Annotated in this window: 17 protein-coding genes and 1 pseudogene; 9 read left to right on the top strand and 9 right to left on the bottom strand. The window is 69.7% G+C overall.

Annotated elements, in window-relative coordinates:
• Window positions 1–14: 14 nt before the first annotated feature.
• A complete protein-coding gene (locus A5781_RS09585) occupies window positions 15–800 on the top strand; it encodes a DUF6065 family protein (protein ID WP_067204133.1) in 786 nt (261 codons plus the stop codon).
• A 2-nt stretch (window positions 801–802) separates the two neighbouring features.
• Here A5781_RS09585 and A5781_RS09580 read toward each other — a convergent pair whose 3' ends face one another.
• The gene (locus tag A5781_RS09580; RefSeq protein WP_067204102.1) at window positions 803–1,018 is read right to left on the bottom strand and encodes a hypothetical protein; all 216 of its coding nucleotides are present in this window, start codon (window positions 1,016–1,018) and stop codon (window positions 803–805) included.
• 108 nt (window positions 1,019–1,126) lie between these two features.
• Here A5781_RS09580 and A5781_RS09575 point away from each other — a divergent pair, with 108 nt between their 5' ends.
• From A5781_RS09575 to A5781_RS09565, 3 genes are read left to right on the top strand one after another with little or no spacing between them, the layout of a single operon-like run.
• Entirely contained in the window at window positions 1,127–1,564 is a 438-nt protein-coding gene (locus tag A5781_RS09575) for a nitroreductase family deazaflavin-dependent oxidoreductase (RefSeq protein ID WP_067204098.1), read from the top strand.
• Between the two features lie 38 nt (window positions 1,565–1,602).
• A complete protein-coding gene (ilvA, locus tag A5781_RS09570) occupies window positions 1,603–2,886 on the top strand; it encodes a threonine ammonia-lyase (RefSeq protein WP_067204095.1) in 1,284 nt (427 codons plus the stop codon).
• A 12-nt stretch (window positions 2,887–2,898) separates the two neighbouring features.
• Complete coding sequence (locus A5781_RS09565; RefSeq protein ID WP_067204092.1) at window positions 2,899–3,819, top strand: phosphatase PAP2 family protein; 921 nt, start codon at window positions 2,899–2,901, stop codon at window positions 3,817–3,819.
• 11 nt (window positions 3,820–3,830) lie between these two features.
• On the opposite strand, the gene A5781_RS09560 is transcribed toward A5781_RS09565, so the two are convergent.
• Window positions 3,831–4,493, bottom strand: coding sequence for a pyridoxamine 5'-phosphate oxidase family protein (locus A5781_RS09560; protein ID WP_067204089.1), 663 nt, complete (start codon window positions 4,491–4,493; stop codon window positions 3,831–3,833).
• A gap of 35 nt (window positions 4,494–4,528) precedes the next feature.
• Between A5781_RS09560 and A5781_RS09555 the strand changes: the two genes are divergently transcribed.
• Complete coding sequence (locus A5781_RS09555; RefSeq protein WP_067204086.1) at window positions 4,529–5,857, top strand: aminotransferase class I/II-fold pyridoxal phosphate-dependent enzyme; 1,329 nt, start codon at window positions 4,529–4,531, stop codon at window positions 5,855–5,857.
• Window positions 5,858–6,071: 214 nt separating this feature from the next.
• On the opposite strand, the gene treZ is transcribed toward A5781_RS09555, so the two are convergent.
• The 6 genes and pseudogenes from treZ to A5781_RS09525 form a co-directional block, all read right to left on the bottom strand.
• Window positions 6,072–7,805 carry a malto-oligosyltrehalose trehalohydrolase gene (treZ, locus tag A5781_RS09550; RefSeq protein ID WP_067204083.1) on the bottom strand — a complete coding sequence of 578 codons (1,734 nt, stop codon included), beginning with the start codon at window positions 7,803–7,805 and terminating at the stop codon, window positions 6,072–6,074.
• The gene (treY, locus tag A5781_RS09545; RefSeq protein ID WP_067204079.1) at window positions 7,798–10,098 is read right to left on the bottom strand and encodes a malto-oligosyltrehalose synthase; all 2,301 of its coding nucleotides are present in this window, start codon (window positions 10,096–10,098) and stop codon (window positions 7,798–7,800) included. The genes treZ and treY overlap by 8 nt, the downstream gene beginning before the upstream one ends.
• Before the next feature lie 3 nt (window positions 10,099–10,101).
• Window positions 10,102–12,300 (bottom strand): glycogen debranching protein GlgX, encoded by a 2,199-nt coding sequence (glgX, locus tag A5781_RS09540; RefSeq protein ID WP_067204076.1) that lies wholly within the window; start codon window positions 12,298–12,300, stop codon window positions 10,102–10,104.
• Between the two features lie 38 nt (window positions 12,301–12,338).
• Window positions 12,339–14,489, bottom strand: coding sequence for an acyltransferase family protein (locus A5781_RS09535; protein ID WP_067204073.1), 2,151 nt, complete (start codon window positions 14,487–14,489; stop codon window positions 12,339–12,341).
• A gap of 348 nt (window positions 14,490–14,837) precedes the next feature.
• Window positions 14,838–15,494: pseudogene (gene ripD / locus A5781_RS09530) on the bottom strand (NlpC/P60 family peptidoglycan-binding protein RipD); the annotation flags it as partial.
• 323 nt (window positions 15,495–15,817) lie between these two features.
• A complete protein-coding gene (locus A5781_RS09525) occupies window positions 15,818–16,270 on the bottom strand; it encodes a hypothetical protein (RefSeq protein WP_067204066.1) in 453 nt (150 codons plus the stop codon).
• 62 nt (window positions 16,271–16,332) lie between these two features.
• Between A5781_RS09525 and A5781_RS09520 the strand changes: the two genes are divergently transcribed.
• The 4 genes from A5781_RS09520 (at window position 16,333) to A5781_RS09505 (ending at window position 20,033) form a co-directional block, all read left to right on the top strand.
• Window positions 16,333–17,637 (top strand): adenosylmethionine--8-amino-7-oxononanoate transaminase, encoded by a 1,305-nt coding sequence (locus A5781_RS09520; protein WP_067204063.1) that lies wholly within the window; start codon window positions 16,333–16,335, stop codon window positions 17,635–17,637.
• 61 nt (window positions 17,638–17,698) lie between these two features.
• Window positions 17,699–18,847, top strand: a complete 1,149-nt coding sequence (locus tag A5781_RS09515) for an 8-amino-7-oxononanoate synthase (protein WP_067204060.1) — start codon at window positions 17,699–17,701, stop codon at window positions 18,845–18,847.
• Window positions 18,844–19,524 (top strand): dethiobiotin synthase, encoded by a 681-nt coding sequence (bioD, locus tag A5781_RS09510; protein WP_067204056.1) that lies wholly within the window; start codon window positions 18,844–18,846, stop codon window positions 19,522–19,524. The genes A5781_RS09515 and bioD overlap by 4 nt, the downstream gene beginning before the upstream one ends.
• A complete protein-coding gene (locus A5781_RS09505) occupies window positions 19,524–20,033 on the top strand; it encodes a 2'-5' RNA ligase family protein (protein WP_067204053.1) in 510 nt (169 codons plus the stop codon). Before bioD ends, A5781_RS09505 begins: the two co-directional genes overlap by 1 nt.
• Here A5781_RS09505 and A5781_RS09500 read toward each other — a convergent pair.
• Window positions 20,030–21,322 (bottom strand): hypothetical protein, encoded by a 1,293-nt coding sequence (locus tag A5781_RS09500; RefSeq protein ID WP_231990680.1) that lies wholly within the window; start codon window positions 21,320–21,322, stop codon window positions 20,030–20,032. The genes A5781_RS09505 and A5781_RS09500 overlap by 4 nt on opposite strands.
• Window positions 21,323–21,359: the final 37 nt, after the last annotated feature.

The following is a 21,359-nucleotide window of genomic DNA, read 5'->3' as shown; positions in this document are numbered from 1 at the left end:
GAATCGAGGGGTCGATGAGTGACACATTCGGCGGGCAGACCCGCCCACTGATCGCGTTCACCACGCAGGACAACGCGCCGCCGATCACACCGGCCCCCATCAGCCGGCCGTGGATGTCGCAGATGCGCAACGGTTGGCCGAACCGGTGCCTGCCGATGCTGATCGCCAACCAAAGTGGCTGGGAGCTGCGCAACCCGTGCGCCTTCACCGCGACGTGGATGGGCGGGGACGACAGCTTGGGCGTGATCATCGCCCCGGACCGGCGCGACCCCCGGCAGCTCCTGCCGTTCAGCCATTTCGGTCACGGCATCCTGACCTGGCACCTGCCCATGCTCTTCCGGACCCCGCCCGGCTACAACCTGTTGGTCCGCGGGCCGGCGAACTACCCGAAGGACGCCGTGTCACCTCTGGAAGGGATAGTCGAAACGGACTGGGCCACATCGAGTTTCAGTATGAGCTGGCAGATCACCCGCAAGATGATGCCGGTGCGCTTCGATGTCGACGAACCGATCTGCATGATCGTCCCGCAGCGCCGGGCCGAGCTGGAAGAGTTCGCCCCGGAGATCAGGCCGATCGACTCCGACGAGGAAGTGCGCCGCAAGCACGAGTTCTTTCTGCGTTCACGCAACGAGCTGGGGCAGGCGCAGGCCGCGACCAACACCGCCCTCGGTGAAAAGGTGCCGTGGCAAGGCGACTACACGCGGGGCAGGCATTCCGACGGCGAGGCGGGGGCCCCCGATCACCAGACGCGCATCCACCTGCGCCCATTCGTCGAGTCGCGGGGCGAGAAGCAGCAATAGGCTCATCCCGCGTGCTTCGCGGTCAGCTCCGGGATTCGCGTCGGCGCCTGGGCCGATGATCCGGCCCAGCCGATGTACCCGTCGGGGCGCACCAGTACCGCGGGCCCGCGGTCGGTCCGCTCCGCCTGCAGCATCCCGGGCGCGTCAACCGGTGGGGCGCCGTGTTCGCGCACCAGGACGAAACCTCCGGCGCGCTGGAGTTCGGTCAGCCGTCCCACGGTGAGCGGGATCGCAGTGGCGCTCGCTGACCGAATGGGTGCGCCCGGTGCTCGCGCGCTACCTGACGGGCCCGGCACCCCCGGGGCCCTCGGCCTAGAGTTGGTGCCATGCCACTTTCAGGGGAGTACGCACCGAGCCCATGGGACTGGGCCCGCGAACAGGCCGAGAAGTACGAGCAGTCGGGCGGGACCGAAGCCACCGACATGAAGGGGAAACCCATCATCGTGCTGACCACAGTCGGGGCCAAGACGGGCAAGCTGCGCAAGACCCCGCTGATGCGGGTCGAGCACGACGGCGAGTACGCCATCGTCGCCTCACTCGGCGGGGCCCCGAAGCACCCCGTCTGGTACCACAACATCGTCAAGAACCCCCGGGTCGAGCTGCAGGACGGCGGCACCACCCGCGAATACGACGCCCGCGAGGTGTTCGGTGACGAGAAGGCGGTCTGGTGGGAGCGCGCCGTCGAGGCCTGGCCGGACTACGCCGAATACCAGAAGAAAACGGACCGCCAGATCCCGGTGTTCGTGCTGAGCCCGGTCGGCTGAATTCCGGAGTTGATCGGCTGGCATGGCACCATTGATCAGTGTCCGCCGAATTGAGCCATAGCCCGAGCGTCGCGCCGCTGTGCGCGGCTGACATCGACGGCGCGGCCAAGCGGATCGCCGCGGTGGTCACGCCGACCCCGTTGCAGTACAGCGACCGGTTGTCGGCAATCACCGGCGCGCACGTCTACCTCAAGCGCGAAGACCTGCAGGTGGTGCGCTCCTACAAGCTGCGCGGGGCCTACAACCTGCTGGTGCAGTTGTCCGACGAGGAGCTGGCCGCGGGCGTGGTGTGCTCGTCGGCGGGCAATCACGCGCAGGGCTTCGCCTACGCGTGCCGGACGCTGGGGGTGCACGGCCGCGTCTACGTGCCCGCCAAGACTCCCCAGCAAAAGCGGGACCGCATCCGCTACCACGGCGGTGATTTCATCGAGCTCATCGTGGGCGGAACCACCTATGACCTGGCCGCCGACGCCGCGCTGGCCGACGTCGAACGCACCGGCGCCACGCTGGTGCCGCCCTATGACGACCCCCGCACCATGGCCGGTCAGGGCACCATCGCCGTCGAGGTGCTGGACCAATTGGATGACGAGCCGGACCTGGTGGTGGTCCCCGTGGGCGGTGGCGGCTGCATCGCCGGCATCACCACCTACCTGGCCGAGCGGACGACGAACACGTCGGTGCTGGGCGTCGAACCGGCCGGGGCCGCGGCGATGATGGCCGCACTGGCCGCCGGCGCGCCCGTGACATTGGACCACGTCGACCAGTTCGTCGACGGCGCGGCGGTGCGCCGCGCGGGCACCCTGACCTACGCCGCGCTGGCCGCCGCCGGCGACATGGTGTCGATCACCACGATCGACGAGGGAGCGGTGTGCACCGCGATGCTGGACCTCTATCAGAACGAGGGCATCATCGCCGAGCCTGCGGGCGCGCTGTCGGTCGCGGGGCTGCTGGAGGCCGACGTCGAGCCCGGTTCCACGGTGGTGTGCCTCATCTCGGGCGGCAACAACGACGTGTCGCGCTACGGCGAGGTGCTGGAGCGCTCGCTGGTCCACCTCGGCCTCAAGCACTACTTCCTGGTGGACTTCCCGCAGGAGCCCGGTGCGTTGCGCCGGTTCCTCGACGAGGTGCTGGGGCCCGACGACGACATCACCCTGTTCGAGTACATCAAGCGCAACAACCGCGAGACCGGCGAGGCGCTGGTGGGCATCCAGCTGGCGTCGTCGGCGGATCTGGACGGCCTGCTGGCGCGGATGCTGGCGACGGAGCTACACGTCGAACGCCTGGAGCCCGGCTCACCGGCCTACCGCTACCTGCTGTTCTAAACCAGCGCCGCGATGCATGACTCGCAGTATGGACCCGGCACTGGCGGGTTCGGCCTGGTCAGCGCGGGCGTCATAGCGTCGCTCCTATTGCTTGGGTGGGCGGCACTTTGGATCGCTCGCCACGGACCCCGGTTACGGATGCTCGGGGAGCGGGTGTCCAACTCGGCCGTGATCGGCAAAGCGCTGACGCGGGTCCGCGACTGGATCAGCGACAGGGGGTGGTCGCTGGCCCGTCGGTGGCCCGCGGGCGAAGTCGCCGTTGTCGCATTGGTTCTCGGGCTAGTCGCGGTGGTGGCGCTGGCGGTCGGCTTCACCGAAGTGCTCGAGGATGTGCTCGAGGGCGACGGCATCGCCGGGATCGACCAACCGGTGACTCAGTGGCTTGCGGCCCACCGTGACCTGTGGCTGACGGCTGCTCTGCGGGCGATCACCGTCGCGGGCGGACCGCTTTTTCTGGCCGCACTCGCCTTCCCGATTTCCGTTGCCGCCGGTTGGCGGTGCAGGTCATGGCGGCCGGTGGTGCTTGCTCTGGTTGGTGGCGGTGCGGTTCCGCTGGTGCTCTTCACCGCCAAAGCCTTGGTGGGTCGACAACGCCCGCCCCTTCCTTTCGCCCTCATCGACGCGGACGGGTACTCGTTTCCCTCGGGACACGCGACCGGCACCGCGGCGATAATGGTCATCTCCGCGTGGATCCTGACCCGCTGGCTGATCCTCTGGTGGACCGCTCGCGTGCTGGTATGGACCATTGCGATCGCGGCCGCGTTCCTGATCGGATTCTCGCGTGTCTATCTGGGGGTCCATTACCTCAGCGATGTGCTCTCTGGCTGGATGCTGGGCATGGCCTGGGCCGGCACCGTCATGCTCGTCGGAACCTGGTGGGACAACACGCGGCGCGCACGCGGCCGGGCGGGCGCCCGACAACCCGAGCTCTGACCAGCCGCGGCTCAGGCTCGGCGCTTGCTGAGGTACGGCGGCAGCGCCATCGCGGGATCCAGATCCCCGGCCGGCACCGGCGTCCCGGCCGTCACGCTCAGCGGCACCACCCCCGCCCAGTGCGGCAGTGCGCAATCCTCCGGATCGTCCACCGGGGCGCCGGTGCGCACCTTGGCCGATACCTCCACGAGGTCTAGCGCGAGTACCCCGGTGGCGGCCAGCTCGCGCGCGTTCGGGGCTCGGCAATCGGCGGCGCGCCCGGACGCTAGGTGATCGAGCAGGCCGGCGAGCGCCCGCAGTTTCTCCGCCTCGTCGTCGACGACACGCGCGGAGCCCAGCACGACGACGGAGCGGAAGTTCACCGAATGGTGCATGGCGGCACGGGCCAGCACCAGCCCGTCGACCAGCGTGACGGTGACGCACACCGGCAGACCGGCCGGCGCCGCCCGGGCCGCCAGCACGGGACCGCTGCCGGTGGAACCGTGCAGGTAGAGCATCTCGCCCAGGCGGGCGTGCGTGGTGGGCAGAACCACCGGCCGGCCGGCGCTGAGGTAGCCCAGGTGGCAGATCAGCGCCTCGTCCAGGATCTGGTGCACGGTTTCGCGGTCGTAGCGCGCCCGCTCCCGGTAGCGGGTGGGCGTGGTGCGCGGGGTCGGCTGGTATTCGGTTTGCATAGCGTAGACCTTTGTTCTAGTACATAATGATTAGTGTGCCAGTACAAAGCAGCATAACCGGGACGGGCGCGGAGTCCATAGCCGCCAGCATCGAAGCCGCCATCTCGGCGGGCTCCCTGGCGCCCGGTGATGCGCTGCCGCCGGTGCGCGACCTGGCCGCCCAGCTCGGCGTGAACGCCAACACCGCCGCCGCGGCCTACCGCCTGCTGCGGCATCGCGGGGCCGTGGAGACCGCCGGCCGGCGCGGTACCCGGGTGCGGCACCGCCCGGCGACCACCCCCCGATCCCTGCTGGCGCTCGACGTCCCCGCCGGCGTGCGTGACCTGTCGACCGGCAACCCGGACCCCGCCCTGCTGCCCCTCGCGGGCGCCACGCTGCCCAATCCGGTTGCCGGCCGCCCGGTGCTGTATGGCGAGCCGGCCATGTCGGCGGCCCTGGCGGAGTTCGCGCGGGCGGCGCTCTTCGCCGACGGTGTACCGTCCGATCACCTCGCGGTGACGAGCGGTGCGCTCGATGGAATCGAGCGCGTCCTGACTGCGCATCTGCGTCCCGGTGACCGGGTCGCGGTGGAGGACCCAGGCTGGGCCAACGTGCTCGATCTGCTTGCCGCCCTGGGCCTTTCGGCCGAGCCGGTCCGGGTCGACGACGACGGGCCGCTGGCCGACGACCTGGCGCGGGCCCTGGACCGCGGCGTGCGTGGGCTGATCATCACCAATCGCGCCCAAAACCCTACGGGTGCGGCGCTATCCGCTGATCGCGCCGAAGCGTTGCGGCCACTGTTGGCGCAGCGGGCCGGCGATGTGCTGCTCGTCGAAGACGATCACTGCGCGGGCATCTCCGGCGCGCCGCTGCACTCGTTGGCCGGCGTGACCGACCATTGGGCGTTCGTGCGATCCGCCTCCAAGGCCTACGGACCCGACCTGCGGGTGGCCGTCCTCGCGGGTGACCATCGCACCGTCGAGCGCGTGCACGGCCGGCTGCGGCTCGGTCCGGGCTGGGTGAGCCACCTGCTGCAAGACCTGGCCGTCAGCCTGTGGTCGGACCAGGGGGCCGCGCGCCTCGTCGGCACGGCCGAGCGGCAATACGCCGACACCCGCCGGCGGCTCCGCGCCGCCCTCGCCGAGCGTGACGTCGCCGCCCACGCGCGCTCCGGACTCAACGTATGGATTCCCGTGCCCGACGAGACGGTCGCGATCACCCGGCTGCTCCGCGCGGGCTGGGCGGCGGCGCCGGGCACGCGGTTCCGGATCCGCACGCCGGCGGGCATCCGGGTCACCATCGCCGACCTACGCGCCGACGAGATCGACCCGCTGGCGGACGCGATCGCCGAGGCGGTGCACGGCTCGGGCCGCCCCAGCGTCTAGCCGGGCGTCAACGACCCTCGCCGCTAACGCTTCCCATACCCGGGCCCGTCCACAACAGCGCCACGCTGCGCTCCGGTGGCGTTTCGTTGACTACGACGAGCGGTGCCGGTACCGGCTTCTTCTTCCTCAGCAAGCCGATCCACCGGCTTAGGGATTGATTCATGGGCGAATCATCGGCGGTCGCGCGGCCGGCCGCGCACCGTCATCCACAGGCTTACGCCCGTTCGCGCACCGCCAGGATGGCGAACGAATGGCCTTCCAGCACCGTGCTATCGGCATCGACCGCGGGATCACCCCAGGCCAGCACCACGTCGCCGGTGACGGGCACCTTTGTCGCCTCGGCGTCGAGGTTGCACACGATTCGCAGCCGGCCGCGCGACACGCTGATCCAGCGTTGCGCCTCGTCGTAGTCGACCGCGAGGTGGTCCAGCCAGGGGTCGGCCAGGTCGGGGTCGCTGTGCCGCAACGCGATCAGGTCGCGGTAGAGCCGGTGCAATCGGCCGTGTTCGCCGGAGTCGACCTCGTCCCAGTTGAGTTTCGAGCGCTGGAACGTCTGCGGGTCTTGCGGGTCGGGAATTTCGTCGGCGTCCCAGCCGTGTTCGGCGAACTCCGCCTTGCGACCTTCCGCGGTGGCCTTGGCCAGCTCCGGCTCGGGATGCGAGCTGAAGAACTGGAATGGGGTGGACGCCGCGTACTCCTCACCCATGAAAAGCATTGCGGTGAAGGGTGTCCCGAGCACCAGCGCCGCCTTGATCGCGAGCTGGCCGCCGGTCAGGTTCTGCGACGGGCGGTCCCCGAGGGCCCGGTTGCCCACCTGGTCATGGGTGCAGGTGTAAGCGACCAGCCGGGTGGCGGGAACGGAACCCGTGTCCAGCGGCCGCCCGTGCCGGCGGCGCCGGAACGACGAATAGGTGGCGGCGTGAAAGTAGCCGTGCCGCAGCGTCTGGGCGAGGCTGGCCAGCGACCCGAAGTCCGCGTAGTACCCCTGGCGTTCACCGGACACCGCGGTGTGGATGGCGTGGTGGATGTCGTCGGCCCACTGCGCCGTCAGCCCGTAACCGCCGCGGTCGCGCGGGGTGATCAACCGCGGGTCGTTGAGGTCGCTTTCGGCGATCAGTGACAGCGGGCGGCCCAATTGGTTTGCCAGCCAGTCCGTTTCGGTAGCCAGCTCCTCGAGGATGTGGAAGGCGGTGGTGTCCACCAGCGCGTGCACGGCGTCCAGGCGCAGGCCGTCGGCGTGGAAGTCACGCATCCAGCGCAGCGCGCACCCGATGATGTAGCGGCGCACCTCATCGGAGTCGGCATCGGCGATGTTGATGCCTTCGCCCCACGGGTTGCTCGCCGACGACAGGTAGGGGCCGAACTTGGGCAGGTAGTTGCCCGACGGGCCGAGGTGGTTGAACACCGCGTCGATGAGCACCCCCAGGCCGCGCGCGTGGCAGGCGTCGACCAACCGGACCAAACCGTCGGGGCCGCCGTAGGGCTCGTGCACGCTGTACCAGAGCACGCCGTCGTATCCCCAGCCGTGCGTTCCGGCAAAGGAATTCACCGGCATCAGCTCGACGAAGTCGACCCCGAGGTCCACCAGGTAGTCGAGCTTCTTGATGGCGGAGTCGAAGGTGCCGGCACCGGTGAAGGTGCCCAGGTGCATCTCGTAGATCACCGCGCCCTCGACCGGCCTGCCCTGCCAGTCGCCGTCGGTCCAACGAGCGCCGGCCGGGTCCCACAGCTGTGAGCGGGCGTGCACGCCGTCGGGCTGCCGGGGCGAGCGCGGGTCGGGCAACACGGTGGGATCGTCGTCGAGCAGGAACCCGTAGCGGGCGTCCGGCGCCGCGTCGACGTTCGCGTGCCACCAGCCGTCATCCGCGCGCGTCATCGCGTGCACCCGGCCCTCGACGTCGAGCCGGACCAGCTCCGGTTTGGGCGCCCAGACCCGGAATTCAGTCATGGTGACGCTCCAGCAAGACGACGGGCAGGTCGGCGAACAATTGCGCCGCCGAGGTCGGCCCCTCCGCGATGGCCCCGGTGAGCGCGTCCTTCCACGTCCCTTCGGGCAGCGGCAGCACCGTGTTGCCCCAGCCGGTTTCGGTCAGCCGCACGGTCCAGCGGGTGACCGCGACCAGGACGTCGTCACCCCGGCGGAACGCCAGCACATGCTCGCTGGCGTCACCGCTGGCCAGCACGGGGACGTAGTTGCCGCGCACGAAGCTGTCCGGATGGGAGCGTCGCACCCGAAGCGCCGTGGTGACGACCCGAATCTTGGGGTGTTCCAACGCCTTCAGGGCGGCCCGCCGGGCGGTGTAGTCGACGGCCCTGCGGTTGTCCGGGTCGACGAGGCTGTCGTCCCAGAGTTCGGTGCCCTGGTAGACGTCCGGTATCCCGGGCACCGTCAGGGCCAGGAGCTTCTGGCCCAGCGCGTCGCTGGCGGCGTGCGGGTTGAGCTGGGTGACCAGTTTGGTCAGCTGGCCGGCCACCGGGCCGTCGAACACGGTGTCCAGCCACCGGTGCACCGCGTCCTCGAACTCGGCGTCCGGATCGTTCCACGAGGTATGCCAGGCCGCTTCCCGGATGGCCTTCTCGGCGTAGCCGTGCAGCCGCTCGCGCAGCTCCGGGCCGACCTCGCCACTGACCGGCCAGACGCCGAAGATGTTCTGCCACAATAACTGTCCGGTCGCCCGGTCAGGGGAGGGCGCGTCGGCCTCCCAGCGGGCGACGAACTCGGCCCACAGCGACGGGACCTGCGAGAGCACCCCGATCCGGGCCCGCACGTCCTCACCCCGTTTGGTGTCGTGGGTGGTCAGCGTCGTCATCGTCTGCGGCCACAAGCGGGCACGGTCGGCCGCGCTCTGGTGGAACTCTGCCGCGCCGACACCGAAACGATGCGGTTCGCCACCCACCTCGTTGAGCGACACCAGCCGGGCGTCGCGGTAGAAGTAGCAGTCCTCGACGGATTTGGCCGTGACCGCGCCGCAGAGTTGCTGCAGGCGGGTGACCGGCTCGCCGCCGCGGGCCAGTGCCGCGGCGAGCACCTGCAGCGCGGGGCCCAATTCCGGTGAGTGCGCCTGGGTTTCGGCCAGCGCGGTGGGCATGATCGCCGACAGCCCCGGATAATCGCAGCGGTAGACGCCGATATGGGTGAGCAGCGCGGCGACCGCTTCGGGCAGCTGCGGATGATCGGCGCCGGACGCCGCCACGATGCTACGGCGCAGCCGGCGCAGCTCGCTCGCCAACGTGTCGGTGGCCGCGCGGACCTTGAGTTCCGCCAACATCTCCGGCGCCGCCCCGTAGTCCAGCCCCGCCGACTCGACCAGCTCGGTCAGGGCGGGGGCGCCACTCGGGTCGACGAAGACGCCGCCGATCTCCCGCAGCACGTCGTAGCCGGTGGTGCCGCCGATGGGCAGGGTGGGTTCCAGCGCCTCGTCGACCGCGAGGATCTTCTCGATCACGATCCACGTCTGCGGTCCAACCGCTTCGCGCAGCCACGCCAAATAGCCGCAGGGGTCTGACAATCCGTCGGGGTGGTCGATGCGCACGCCGTCGACGAGTCCCTCGGCGGCCCACCGGGCCACCTCGACGTGGGTGGCGTCGAACACCGCGCGATCTTCCTGGCGCAGTCCGGCCAACGACGTGATCGAGAAGAAACGCCGGTAGCCGCAGACGCCGTTGCGCCAGCCCACCAGCCGGTAATGCTGGCGGTCGTGCACCTCGGGCCCGGTGCCCTCGCCGGTACCGGGCGCGATGGGCAGCGCCAGGTCGCCCAACCGGAGCAGGTCCCCGTCGACCTTGAGGTCGGTGGCGTCGTCGTCGGAACCCAGGATGGGCAGCACGATCCGGCCGCCCTCGTCGAGGTCCCAGTCGACGTCGAAATATGTTGCGTAGTCCGAGGAACGGCCGTGCCGCAAGACGTCCCACCACCACGCGTTCTGTTGGGGCTGGTCGATCCCCACGTGATTGGGCACGATGTCGACGATCAGGCCGATGCCGCGCTCTCGCGCCGCCGTGGACAGCCGCGCCAGCCCGTCCCGGCCGCCGAGTTCGGGCGAGACCGTCGTCGGGTCGGTGACGTCGTAGCCGTGGTTCGAGCCGGCGGCAGCGGTCATGATCGGCGACAGATAGAGGTGCGACACCCCGAGTTCGTCCAGGTAGTCCAGTAGGTTTTCCGCGTCGGCGAAGGTGAACGCGAACCCGCTGGCCTCACCACGCAGCTGCAGCCGGTAGGTCGACAGTATGGGAAAGGCCATGCGTCAGAAGGTCTTACGTAATACCAGGAGCGAACGTCCGGGCAGCGAGACTTTCTCTTCGGGTTTCACCAGCTGATCGGCGTCACCGCCCGGATGGTTGGTGTCCAATTCCACGGTCCACTCCTGCGCATAGTCGTCGTTCGGCATCACGAACTCCACGGGTTCTTCGCCGGCGTTGAAGCACAACAGGAATGAGTCGTCGACGACCCGTTCGCCGCGTGCGTTGGGTGCCGTGATGGCCTCACCGTTGAGGAACACCGCCACACACTTGTGAATGCTCTCGTCCCAATCCTCGTGCGTCATTTCGCGGCTACTCGGATTCAGCCAGGCGATGTCGCGCACTTCCTCGCCGGTTCGGATCGGCTCACCCTCGAAGAACCGGCGCCGGCGGAACACCGGATGGTGCTTGCGCAGCGTGCTCACCTTGCGCGCGAACGCCAGCAGGTCCGAATTCTTGTCCGCCAACGACCAATCCATCCAAGACAATTCGGAGTCCTGGCAGTAGACGTTGTTGTTGCCGTCCTGGGTCCGCCCAAGCTCGTCGCCGTGCGCGATCATCGGCGTGCCCTGGCTGAGCATCAGGGTCGCCCAGAAGTTGCGCATCTGGCGGCAGCGCAGCTCCATGATCTCCGGGTCGTCGGTGGGTCCCTCGACGCCGCAGTTCCACGAGCGGTTGTGGCTTTCGCCGTCCCGGTTGTCTTCGCCGTTGGCGAGGTTGTGCTTCTCGTTGTAGGAGACCAGGTCGTTGAGCGTGAACCCGTCGTGGGCGGTGACGAAGTTGATGCTGGCGCTGGGGCGCCGGCCGGTCGCCTCGTACAGGTCCGACGACCCGGTCAGCCGGGACGCGAACTCGCCAAGGGTTGCGGGCTCGCCCCGCCAGTAGTCACGCACAGTATCGCGATACTTCCCGTTCCACTCGGTCCACAAACCCGGGAAATTTCCCACCTGATAGCCGCCCTCGCCGACGTCCCACGGTTCGGCGATCAATTTGACCTGGCTGACGATCGGATCCTGCTGCACCAAATCGAAGAACGCGCTCAATCGGTCGACGTCGTGCAGCTCGCGTGCGAGTGTGGCCGCCAGATCGAAGCGGAAGCCGTCGACGTGCATCTCGGTCACCCAGTAGCGCAGCGAATCCATGATGAGTTGCAGCACGTGCGGGTGGCGCGGGTTGAGGCTGTTGCCGGTGCCGGTGTAGTCCTTGTACAACCGCAGGTCCGTGTCCACGAGCCGGTAGTACGCCGCGTTGTCGATGCCGCGGAAGTTGATGGTCGGCCCCAGGTGGTTGCCCTCGGCGGTGTGGTTGTACACCACGTCGAGGATGACCTCGATGTTGGCTTCGTGGAAGCTGCGCACCATGGATTTGAACTCTGCGACGCTGGCGTTGCGGTTGGACGCGTATTGGTTGTGCGGCGCGAAATACCCGAAAGTGTTGTAGCCCCAGTAGTTTCGCAGGCCCAGGTCCAGCAGCCGCGAGTCGTGCATGAACTGGTGCACCGGCATGAGCTCCAGCGCGGTGACGTTGAGCGACTTGAGGTGATCGATGACCAGGGGATGTGCCAGGCCGGCGTAGGTGCCGCGAAGCTCCTCGGGGATGCCCGAGTGGGTCCGCGTCATGCCCTTCACGTGGGCCTCGTAGATCACCGTTTCGTGGTAGGGGGTGAGCGGCGGCCGGTCGGAGCCCCAGTCGAAGAAGGGATTGCTCACCACGCTGGTCATGGTGTGGCCGAGCGAGTCGACCATCGGGGGAGTCCCGGGGTCGGCGTCATCGGCATTGGGGTCGTCGGGGTGGACCGCGTTGAGGTCGTAGGAGAACAGCGCCTGGTCGAAGGTGAAGTCGCCGTGGAAGGCCTTGCCGTACGGGTCGAGCAGCAGCTTGCTCGGGTCGCACCGGTGGCCGGCCGACGGATCGAAGGGCCCGTACACCCGGAAGCCGTAGCGCTGGCCGGGGGTGATGTTCGGCAGATAGGCATGCCAGACAAAGCCGTCAACCTCGTCGAGGGGGATCCGCGACTCCGCTCCGGCATGGTCGATCAGACACAACTCGACCCTCTCGGCTATCTCGGAGAACAACGAGAAGTTGGTCCCCGCGCCGTCATAGGAAGCTCCGAGCGGATAGGGGGTCCCCGGCCACACGGTGGCCAGTTTCGGCTGTTGGTTACCAGTAACGCCTGTTTCTGAAGCGTATTTGTCGGTCGGCACCTTCTGACCTTATCCGCGCTCGGGGGCGTGGGGGCGCGTCACCACCAACCGGTGTTGGCCGCGATCTGGCGGCCCAATTCCCCTGCCGTGGTTCGCACGTAAGTGGGGGTGAGGTGGTGGGCGCCGTGGTAGATCAGCACGTTTCCCTCGACGGGGCGGCACACGTCGGCACGGCAGATCGCGTCGGACATGTCGAGCACCTTCAGCAGCGGGAACTGGGTGACGAAGTCGAGGGTCTGATTGTGGTCGGACAACACGTCGGAACGCTTGATCGCGCACGATTGGGGGTTGCCGCCCTTTTTGGCGAGGCAATCCGCCGGGTCGAACGGCTGGCCGTTCTTCACCAGCCACGGGGTGTCCCGCATGCCGAGGATCGGAATGTTGTTGTCGGAGAACCTCTGCCAGATCCCGATGTAGGTCGCCGGCATCACGTCGCCGGGCTTGATGTTCCACGGCCGGGTGGTCGTGGTGAACACGTAATCGGGATGGTCGGCAATGACCTTGGTCATCGTCTGTTCCACCCACTCCCGGCACTGCGGGTAGGCGGCGTTGTTGCCCATGATCAGCGGCACTTCCTCGGTGGACAACGGGCAGCCCATCTTGAGGTAGGTCACCACCTTGAAGTGGTGCAGCTGGCCGAGCAGGCTCAGCGCGGGCAGCCAGTGTTCGGCATGGGACCCACCCGCCAGCGCGATGGTGCGGTCGGCGGCCACGTCGCCGTAGGTGCAAACGACCACGGCCGGGTTGACGAAGTCGCTGATGCAACCGTCGCGGGTGGAGGACGGCAGGTCTTCTTTGACCTCCAGCACGCTGGGCCGCATCGGCAACGCCGGCACCCGCACCCGTTCGGTCAGGGCGCGCGCCCCCGGATAGTCCTGCGGGTTGAGCACGCTGAGCTCCTTGCCCGCGGCGCGCAGGACGGTGACGTGCTGGCGCCATGTGAACGACGTCGCCGTCAGCGTCACGCCGAGCAGCACGATCGCGGTTCCCAGCGCCATCGTGGGCCTGGGCAGGCGCGCCAGCCACGCGGGTGCGGGCGCCGGTGATTTCCCGGAGGCGCGGTAGCGCAGGGGGTCCTCGACGAGCCGGGTGGTCAGGTAGGCGAGCAGGCCCGACACCAGCAGCACGGCCGTGCCTTCGACGAAACTGGCGTGCCGGTGCCCGGTGAAGGACAGCCAGAAGATCAGCAGCGGCCAGTGCCACAGGTACAGGGAGTACGCCATCGCGCCCAACGCGACGAGCGGCCCGGCCGCCAGCAGGCGATTCGGCAGCGGCAGCCGGTCCCTGGGATCACGCTGCAGGTTCGCCCCGGCCAGGATCATCAGCATGGTGGCCCCGACGGGCACCAGGGCCCACGGGCCGGGAAACTCCTTCACGCCGTCGATCAGGGCGCCGCAGGACACGATCGCCCCGAGCGCGACGGTGGCCAACACCGTCCGCAGCCACATCGGCCAGCGGATGGCCGGCACCACCGCGCCGACCAGCGCCCCGAGTAACAACTCCCAGGCGCGCCCGAAGCTGTTGTAGTAGGCGGCGGCCTGGTCGTCCTGATGCGCCACGATCGCGTACACGAACGACGCCACCGTCAGCGCCGTCAGCGACACCAGGAAAAGGGTGCGCAGGTGGGCGCCCAACGGACGCCGGAAGAAGTATGCACAGCCGGCGATCAACAGCAGGAAGCCGACGTAGAACTGGCCCTGCACCGACATGGACCAGATGTGCTGCAGGGGGCTGACGGCCTCGCCCGCGCGCAGGTAGTCGGAGGCGGTGTTGGCCAGCTCCCAGTTCTGGTAATAGCCGAGGCTGGCGAGGCTTTGGTCGGCGAAGGTCTCCCAGCGGGTCTCCGGTTGCACGAGGATGGTCAGCACCGCGCACCCGGCCAGCACCACGACCAGAGCGGGGACCAGGCGGCGGACGAGCCGGATCACCTCGGCAACCGGCGACAGGGTGACGGCCGGATTGAGCGCCGCGCGAATGATTTTGCCGCCGAAGAAGAATCCGGACAGCGCCAAGAACACGTCGACACCGCCGGAGACGCGGCCGAACCACACATGGAACACGGCGACCAGCGCGATCGCGATACCCCGCAACCCGTCGAGGTCGTAGCGGTAGAACCCCGCATTACGCGTTCCCGTGGCGACCGTTTCCTCGGTCGCGATCGGAAGGGGAGGCGGGGACAGGGTCGACATGATCGACCGCTAATTTACCGAAAACCGCCACCCGCTCCCGTTTAGGAGCAGGTGGCGGCGATCGATAGTCCCGGAAGCCCCGGGAAATTACCGGGCGGGGCCGGCGGCCGGGGGCAGGAACGGCGATTGCTGGGGCGGCAACAGCTGCACCGGGGCCTGTTGCGGCGGCACTTGCTGCGTCGGCAGCTGCGGGAGCGGGGCCAGCGGCGCCTGCTGCGCCGGGAGTCGCTGCAGCGGCGCTTGCTGCACCGGGGCCTGCGCGGACTGCTGCTGCAACGGCGCTTGCTGCACCGGCGCCGGCTGCACCGGCGCTGGCTGGGCCGGAGCCTGCGGCAGCGGGGCCTGCTGCTGGGCGGGCAGTTGCTGCAGCGGCGCTTGCTGCAAGGGGGCTTGCTGCACCGGCGCCGGCTGCGCGGGCAGTTGCTGCACAGGGGGCTGCTGCAGCGGGGCTTGCTGCGCCGGCGCTTGCGTCGGCACCTGCTGCGGCAGTTGCTGGGCCGGCGCCGGCTGGACCCCGAGGACCCGGACCAGATAGGGAGCCATGCCGTTGGCGCGCACCGGCGAAACCTGGACGACGTCACCCACCTCGAGCATCTGGTTGTTCCCCAGGTACATCGCGACGCTCTGTGTGCCTTCGGGCCCGTAGAAGATCAGGTCACCCTTCTGCGCCTGCTGCGGCAGAACCTTCTGACCGACCCTGTACATCGCCCCGGACGAACGCGGCAGCTTGATGCCCGCGCCGGCGTAGGCGTATTGCATCAGGCCCGAGGCGTCGAACCCGACGGTGTTGATGCCCGAACCGGTGCCACGGGTGGGTCCGTTGATGCCGCCGCCGGCCCAGGAAAACGGCACGCCGCGCTGCGACAGCCCGCGCGCGATCACCACGTCGGTGACCTGCTGGTAGTCCATCGGCCGGGTGCCCGGGTCGGCGGATGCGACCACGGGGGCGACCACCGGGGCCGCAAGCATCGCCAGACCGATCGCGATGGCGTAGATGCGTTTCATTGTTCTTGGCCTTTCAGGCGCTCAGTGGCCTCAGCGCGGTGACTTCACGCGTCCGCCGCCGATCCATGCCCTGGGCGAGGACCCCCACGTTGGGGCCGCGCCGCCGCATGACACTTGCGGATGTGACAGCGGGCACGACACCCCTGTATTCACATCAGTCACTGCAACCACTCTGACAACAGAAGGGGTTAGCCGCCAGGCCCCGGCGGCATTTTTTGTCGTACCGTGACCGGACGGTGACTGGGCGGCGCGAATCCCGTATGCGCAGTTGTGATTTCGGTCTCAGTCGGGCGCGCGGCGGACCGACCGCGGCGGCGGCGCGCCTAGAGCCAATAGCGTTCGCTGAAGGTGGTCAGCAGGGAGCCGACGACCGAGCTGACCATCACCAGCGTGAGGGCCAGAACCGGCCAGAAGGACATGTACCAGCCCTTCAGCATGGAAACGAGGGGGCCGACAACAGCGGCGGCGATCGCCGCGCCGATACCGCCCCACACCACCGGGCGGATGTAATAGTCGATCCCGAAGGGCACCGGCCCGCATGTCTCGTCGGCGCACACGTGCTCGAGGAAGCCGAAGAGGCGGTCCGGCCACGTCGTCGCGGTGGCCAGGATGACGAGCACCGCCAACAGCACGACGGTGGAAACGACGTCCCATGGGGCCAGCCGCACTCGAATGACCCGCGGCGCTTCGTCGTCGTAATTGACCAGCGGGGAATTGGTTTTCGCGGTCGGAGACGCGTCCGCGGCGGGGTGACCGGGCGATTGCGGCGTAGCCATCGGATCCCATGCTCCCCGATGGGCGGGCTTTGTGCGACTCGGCTGCTTTACCCTCGATCACTATGCCTGCGGCGAGGGCCGGGCTGACGCCCGAGCAGATCAGCGCGATCGACGCCGCGCATCTATGGCACCCGTACAGCACCATCGGCGGCGAGGCCGCCGCGCCGGTGGTGGCCGTCGCGGCGCGCGGCGCCTGGCTGACCTTGATCCGTGCCGGCCGGCCGATCCAGGCGCTCGACGCGATGAGCTCCTGGTGGACCGCGATCCACGGGCACGGCCATCCCGTGCTGGATGCGGCGCTGACCAGGCAGCTGGGCGTGATGAACCATGTCATGTTCGGCGGGCTCACCCACGAACCGGCCGCCCGGCTGGCGCAGCTGCTGGTGGACATCACCCCGGCGGGGTTGGACACCGTTTTCTTCAGCGACTCGGGCTCGGTGTCGGTCGAGGTAGCGGTCAAGATGGCGCTGCAGTACTGGCGCGGCCGCGGCCGGCCCGGCAAGCACCGGCTGATGACGTGGCGGGGCGGCTACCACGGGGACACCTTCACGCCGATGAGCGTCTGCGACCCCGACGGCGGCATGCACTCGCTGTGGACCGACATCCTGGCCCGCCAGGTGTTCGCCCCGCAGGTGCCGCGCGACTACGACCCCGGCTACAGCGCGGCGTTCGAGCAGCAACTCGCCCGGCACGCCGGCGAACTGGCGGCCGTCATCGTCGAACCGGTGGTGCAGGGCGCGGGCGGGATGCGCTTCCACGACCCCCGCTACCTGCGCGACCTGCGCGAGCTGTGCTTCCGGCACGATGTTCTGCTGATCTTCGACGAGATCGCCACCGGCTTCGGCCGCACCGGCGAGCTGTTCGCGGCCGACCACGCCGGGGTGAGCCCCGACATCATGTGCGTGGGCAAGGCGTTGACCGGCGGATACGTCACCCTGGCGGCCACGCTGTGCAGCACCGACATCGCGCACACCATCAGCACCGGCGAGGCCGGCGCGCTCATGCACGGGCCCACCTTCATGGCCAATCCGCTGGCCTGCGCGGTGTCAGTGGCCAGCGTCGAGCTGCTGCTCGACCAGGACTGGCGCGGCCGGGTCAACGAGATCGCCGCCGGGCTGGGCGCCGGGCTCGAGCCCGCCCGGGCGCTGCCCGGCGTCATCGACGTGCGGGTGTGCGGGGCGATCGGCGTCATCGAGTGCGCCCGCCCGGTCGACCTGGCCGTCGCCACCCCGGCGGCCATGGAGCGCGGCGTGTGGCTGCGCCCGTTCCGCAACCTGGTCTACGCGATGCCGCCCTACATCTGCCCGCCGGCCGAGATCGCCCAGATCACCTCGGCGATGGTCGAGGTCGCGCGCCTCGTTGACTAGCGGTGACGACCCGCAGCGCCCGGCTTCGCCGCGCTGGCGATCGCCACTAGGCTGATCCCCGATGAGGGCACCGATCGAGACGTCACCGCTGGCCTGGCTGGAGGCGGTGGAAACTCAGCGCCGCGAGGCCGGGCTGCGCCGGTCGTTGCGGCCGCGGCCCGCCGTCGCCACCGAGCTGGACCTGGCGTCCAACGACTACCTCGGGCTATCCCAGCACCCCGATGTGATCGAGGGCGGCGTCGCGGCGCTGCGCATGTGGGGCGCCGGCTCCACCGGTTCACGCCTGGTCACCGGCGACACCGAACTGCACCAGCAATTCGAGTCCGAGCTCGCCGAATATGTCGGCGCCGCATCGGGATTGCTGTTCTCCTCGGGATACGCGGCCAACCTGGGCGCGGTCGTCGGCCTGTCGGGCCGCGGCGCACTGCTGGTGTCCGACGAGCTTTCGCACGCCTCGCTGGTCGACGCCTGCCGGCTGTCGCGGTCCCGGGTGGTGGTCACACCGCATCGCGACGTCGATGCCGTGGAGACCGCCCTCGCCGCACGCGACGAGGAGCGCGCCGTCGTCATCACCGAGTCGGTGTTCAGCGCCGACGGCGCCCTGGCGCCGCTGCGGGAGCTGCACGAGGTCTGTCGCCGGCACCGCGCGCTGCTGATCGTCGACGAGGCCCACGGCCTGGGCGTGCGCGGGGGAGGGCGCGGGCTGCTGTACGAGCTCGGGCTGGCGGGCGCCCCCGACGTGGTGCTCACCACGACGCTGTCCAAGGCGCTGGGCAGCCAGGGCGGGGTGGTGCTCGGGCCCGCGGCCGTTCGCGCCCACCTGATCGACGCGGCGCGCACGTTCATCTTCGACACCGGCCTGGCGCCCGCGGCGGTGGGCGCCGCGCTGGCCGCGCTGACCGTGCTGCGGGCCGAACCGTGGCGACCCGAGGCGGTGTTGCGACATGCCCGCATCCTGGCCGAGGTGTGCGACGTGCCCGAGATCCCGCAGTCGGCGGTGGTGTCGGTGGTCCTGGGGGACCCGGAGGTGGCCCTGGCCGCCGCGACCGCCTGCTTGGACGGCGGCGTGAAGGTGGGCTGCTTCCGGCCCCCGACCGTGCCGGCCGGGACCTCCCGGCTGCGGCTGACCGCGCGCGCGTCGCTGGATGCGGCCGAACTCGAGATCGCGCGGCGGGTGCTCACCGACGTGCTTGCTGTGACGCGCCCTTGACCGTCCTGGTCGTCACGGGGACGGGAACCGGGGTCGGCAAGACCATCGTCACCGCAGCGCTGGCCTGTCACGCGCGTCAGGCCGGCATCGACGTGGCGGTGTGCAAACCGGTCCAGACCGGCACCGACACCGGCGACGACGACCTGGCCGAGGTCGCCCGGCTGTCCGGCGTGACCGAGTTGGCCGGGCTGGCGCGCTACCCGCAACCGCTGGCGCCGGCCGCCGCCGCCGAGCTGGCCGGCGCCGCGCTGCCCAGTGGCGACCAGGTGCTGCAGCTGATCGCCGGCCTGGATCGCCCGGGCCGGCTGACGCTGGTCGAAGGGGCCGGCGGGCTGCTCGTCGAGCTCGCCGCCGCGAGCGTCACCCTGCGCGATCTGGCCGTCGAGACGGGTGCCGCGGCGCTGGTCGCGGTGACCGCGGAACTGGGCACCCTCAACCACACCGCGCTGACGCTGGAATCGCTTGCCGCCCATGATGTCCCGTGCGCCGGGCTGGTCATCGGCAGCTGGCCGGCGCGCCCCGGGCCGGTGGAGACCTCGAACCGGTCCGCCCTGGACCGGCTGGGTCCGGTGCGGGCCGCGCTGCCCGCGGGGGCCGGATCGATGGACGCCGCGCAGTTCGCGGCCATGAGCGCCGCGGCGTTCGACCGCGACTGGGTCACCGCGCTGGTCCGCTGATGGTGCATTCCATCGAGTTGCTCTTCGACGGCGACACCGAGTCGACGATCCGCGGGCTCTGGGATGCGCTGGCCGGCGCCGGAATTCCCAGCCAGGCGCCGGCCGGGCGGCCGCACGTCACGCTCGCGGTGGCCGACCGCATCGCCGAAGAGGCCGACGCCGCGCTCCGGCCGCTGACCGACCGGCTGCCGCTGGGCTGCGCCGTCGGCGCGTCGTTGCTGCTCGGGCGGTCCAACGCGATCCTGGCCCGGCTCATCGTGCCGACGGCGGAGCTGCTGGATTTCCACGCGGAGGTGCACCGGCTGTGCGGCGAGCACCTGGCCCCCGCGCCGGCCCCCACTAGCCTGCCCGGCCAGTGGACGCCGCACGTCACGCTGGCCCGGCGCGTCGGGGGACCGGTTTTGAGCCGGGCGCTGCGGATCGCGGGGCGGCCCACTCTCGTCGAGGGGAGCTTCGCCGGTTTGCGGCACTGGAACGGCGAGAAGAAGGTCGACTACCTGATCGGCTAGCCGCCGAACAGCAGGTACAGGCCGGTGAAGGTGTAGCCGACCATGACCAGCATCATGGTCAGCTGGCCGGTGAGCTGATGGCCGCTCGGCAGCAGCCGCAGGGCCTTGTCGTGGGCCGCGATCACCGCGAAGATGTGGCCGGTGACCACGCAGGCCACCTTGATCCCGGCCAGCACCGGCGGGTGGGCGGACAACACGTAGGCCACCTGCTGGTGCGCCAAGCCCAGCAAATTCCAGCCGCGGCCGAACGGGTCGGCCAGCGCGAACACGGCCTGCTGTCCGCGCTCGACGAGGTAGGTCAGGTAGTGCGCGAAGATGTAGCCCACCACGATCGGGATCAGGGAATGCGCCATCTGGCCGGGCAGGGCGCCCCGCTGCTCTCGGCCCACACCGCCCGTCGCGCGCGCGGCGAGCGAAAAAGTTACCGCTACAACAGAAATGAAGACCACCAGCCCGAGGGTCCGCAGCAGCGACGACGCCAGCGTCGGCGTCAGGCCGACGTCGCGAGACAGCCCGTCGGCAAAGCCGCGCCACGTCGGGGACGACGAGAAACTGTCGAACGCCGTGGACCCGAGTAAGACCGCGAGCAACACGACTACCCCGGGCCGCACGGGCAGCGACGGCAAATGGTCGAGCGGGTTCCCGACGACGATCTTCCCGCTCTCCGGGTTGCGGCGAAACGGGGACAGGCGAGACACCGCCATGCTGTACACGCCGAACGGGTCGGCGCGGGCCAGCCAGCGCTGGCCATACAGCCAGGCGCCCACCAGCATGGCCACGGCATACATACCCAGCCACGCGCGCACCCAGGGCAGCGACGCCGGGTTCGGGCTGGCCAGCTCCATCCAGACGAACGCGAACAGGCCCAGCGCGCCCGGCCGGTAGCCCCAGCGTTCGGGATAGGACCGCCGCGGTCGATGCAGGCGCTCGGGTGTGGCCCGTCGCAGCAACAGGTAGACCGTCCGCATCGGGGAAATGACCCGCCAAACCGGCCCGATCGCCAGTGACAGCGCCACCAACCCGACCCACAGCAGCACGTAGAACACGCCCAGCAGGGCATTGGTCTCCGACTGCGGGCCCCACACCCCGGCCGCCAACGCCCACGCGGCGAACACCAGCGCCAGCCCGGCGGCCGTCCACCGCGTCGCCCGGGCGTCAACCAGCGCGGTCACCGCCGCGGGCAGTGGGCGGCCGGGCTTGAGCGGATCGAACCGCGGCCGCCGCCAGGCGAAGGCGACCAGCGCGAAGGTGAACGTCAGGGCCCACGCCGCGCCGACCATCGCGTACATGTACGGCACCGGAAGGTCGCCGGATCCGCCGAGCCCG

This window comes from Mycobacterium sp. 852002-30065_SCH5024008, assembly GCF_001665645.1.
Lineage (GTDB): Bacteria > Actinomycetota > Actinomycetes > Mycobacteriales > Mycobacteriaceae > Mycobacterium > Mycobacterium paraffinicum.
The sequence above is the reverse complement of the archived record's forward strand: the minus strand, read 5'-3'. Positions and strand labels throughout refer to the sequence as shown.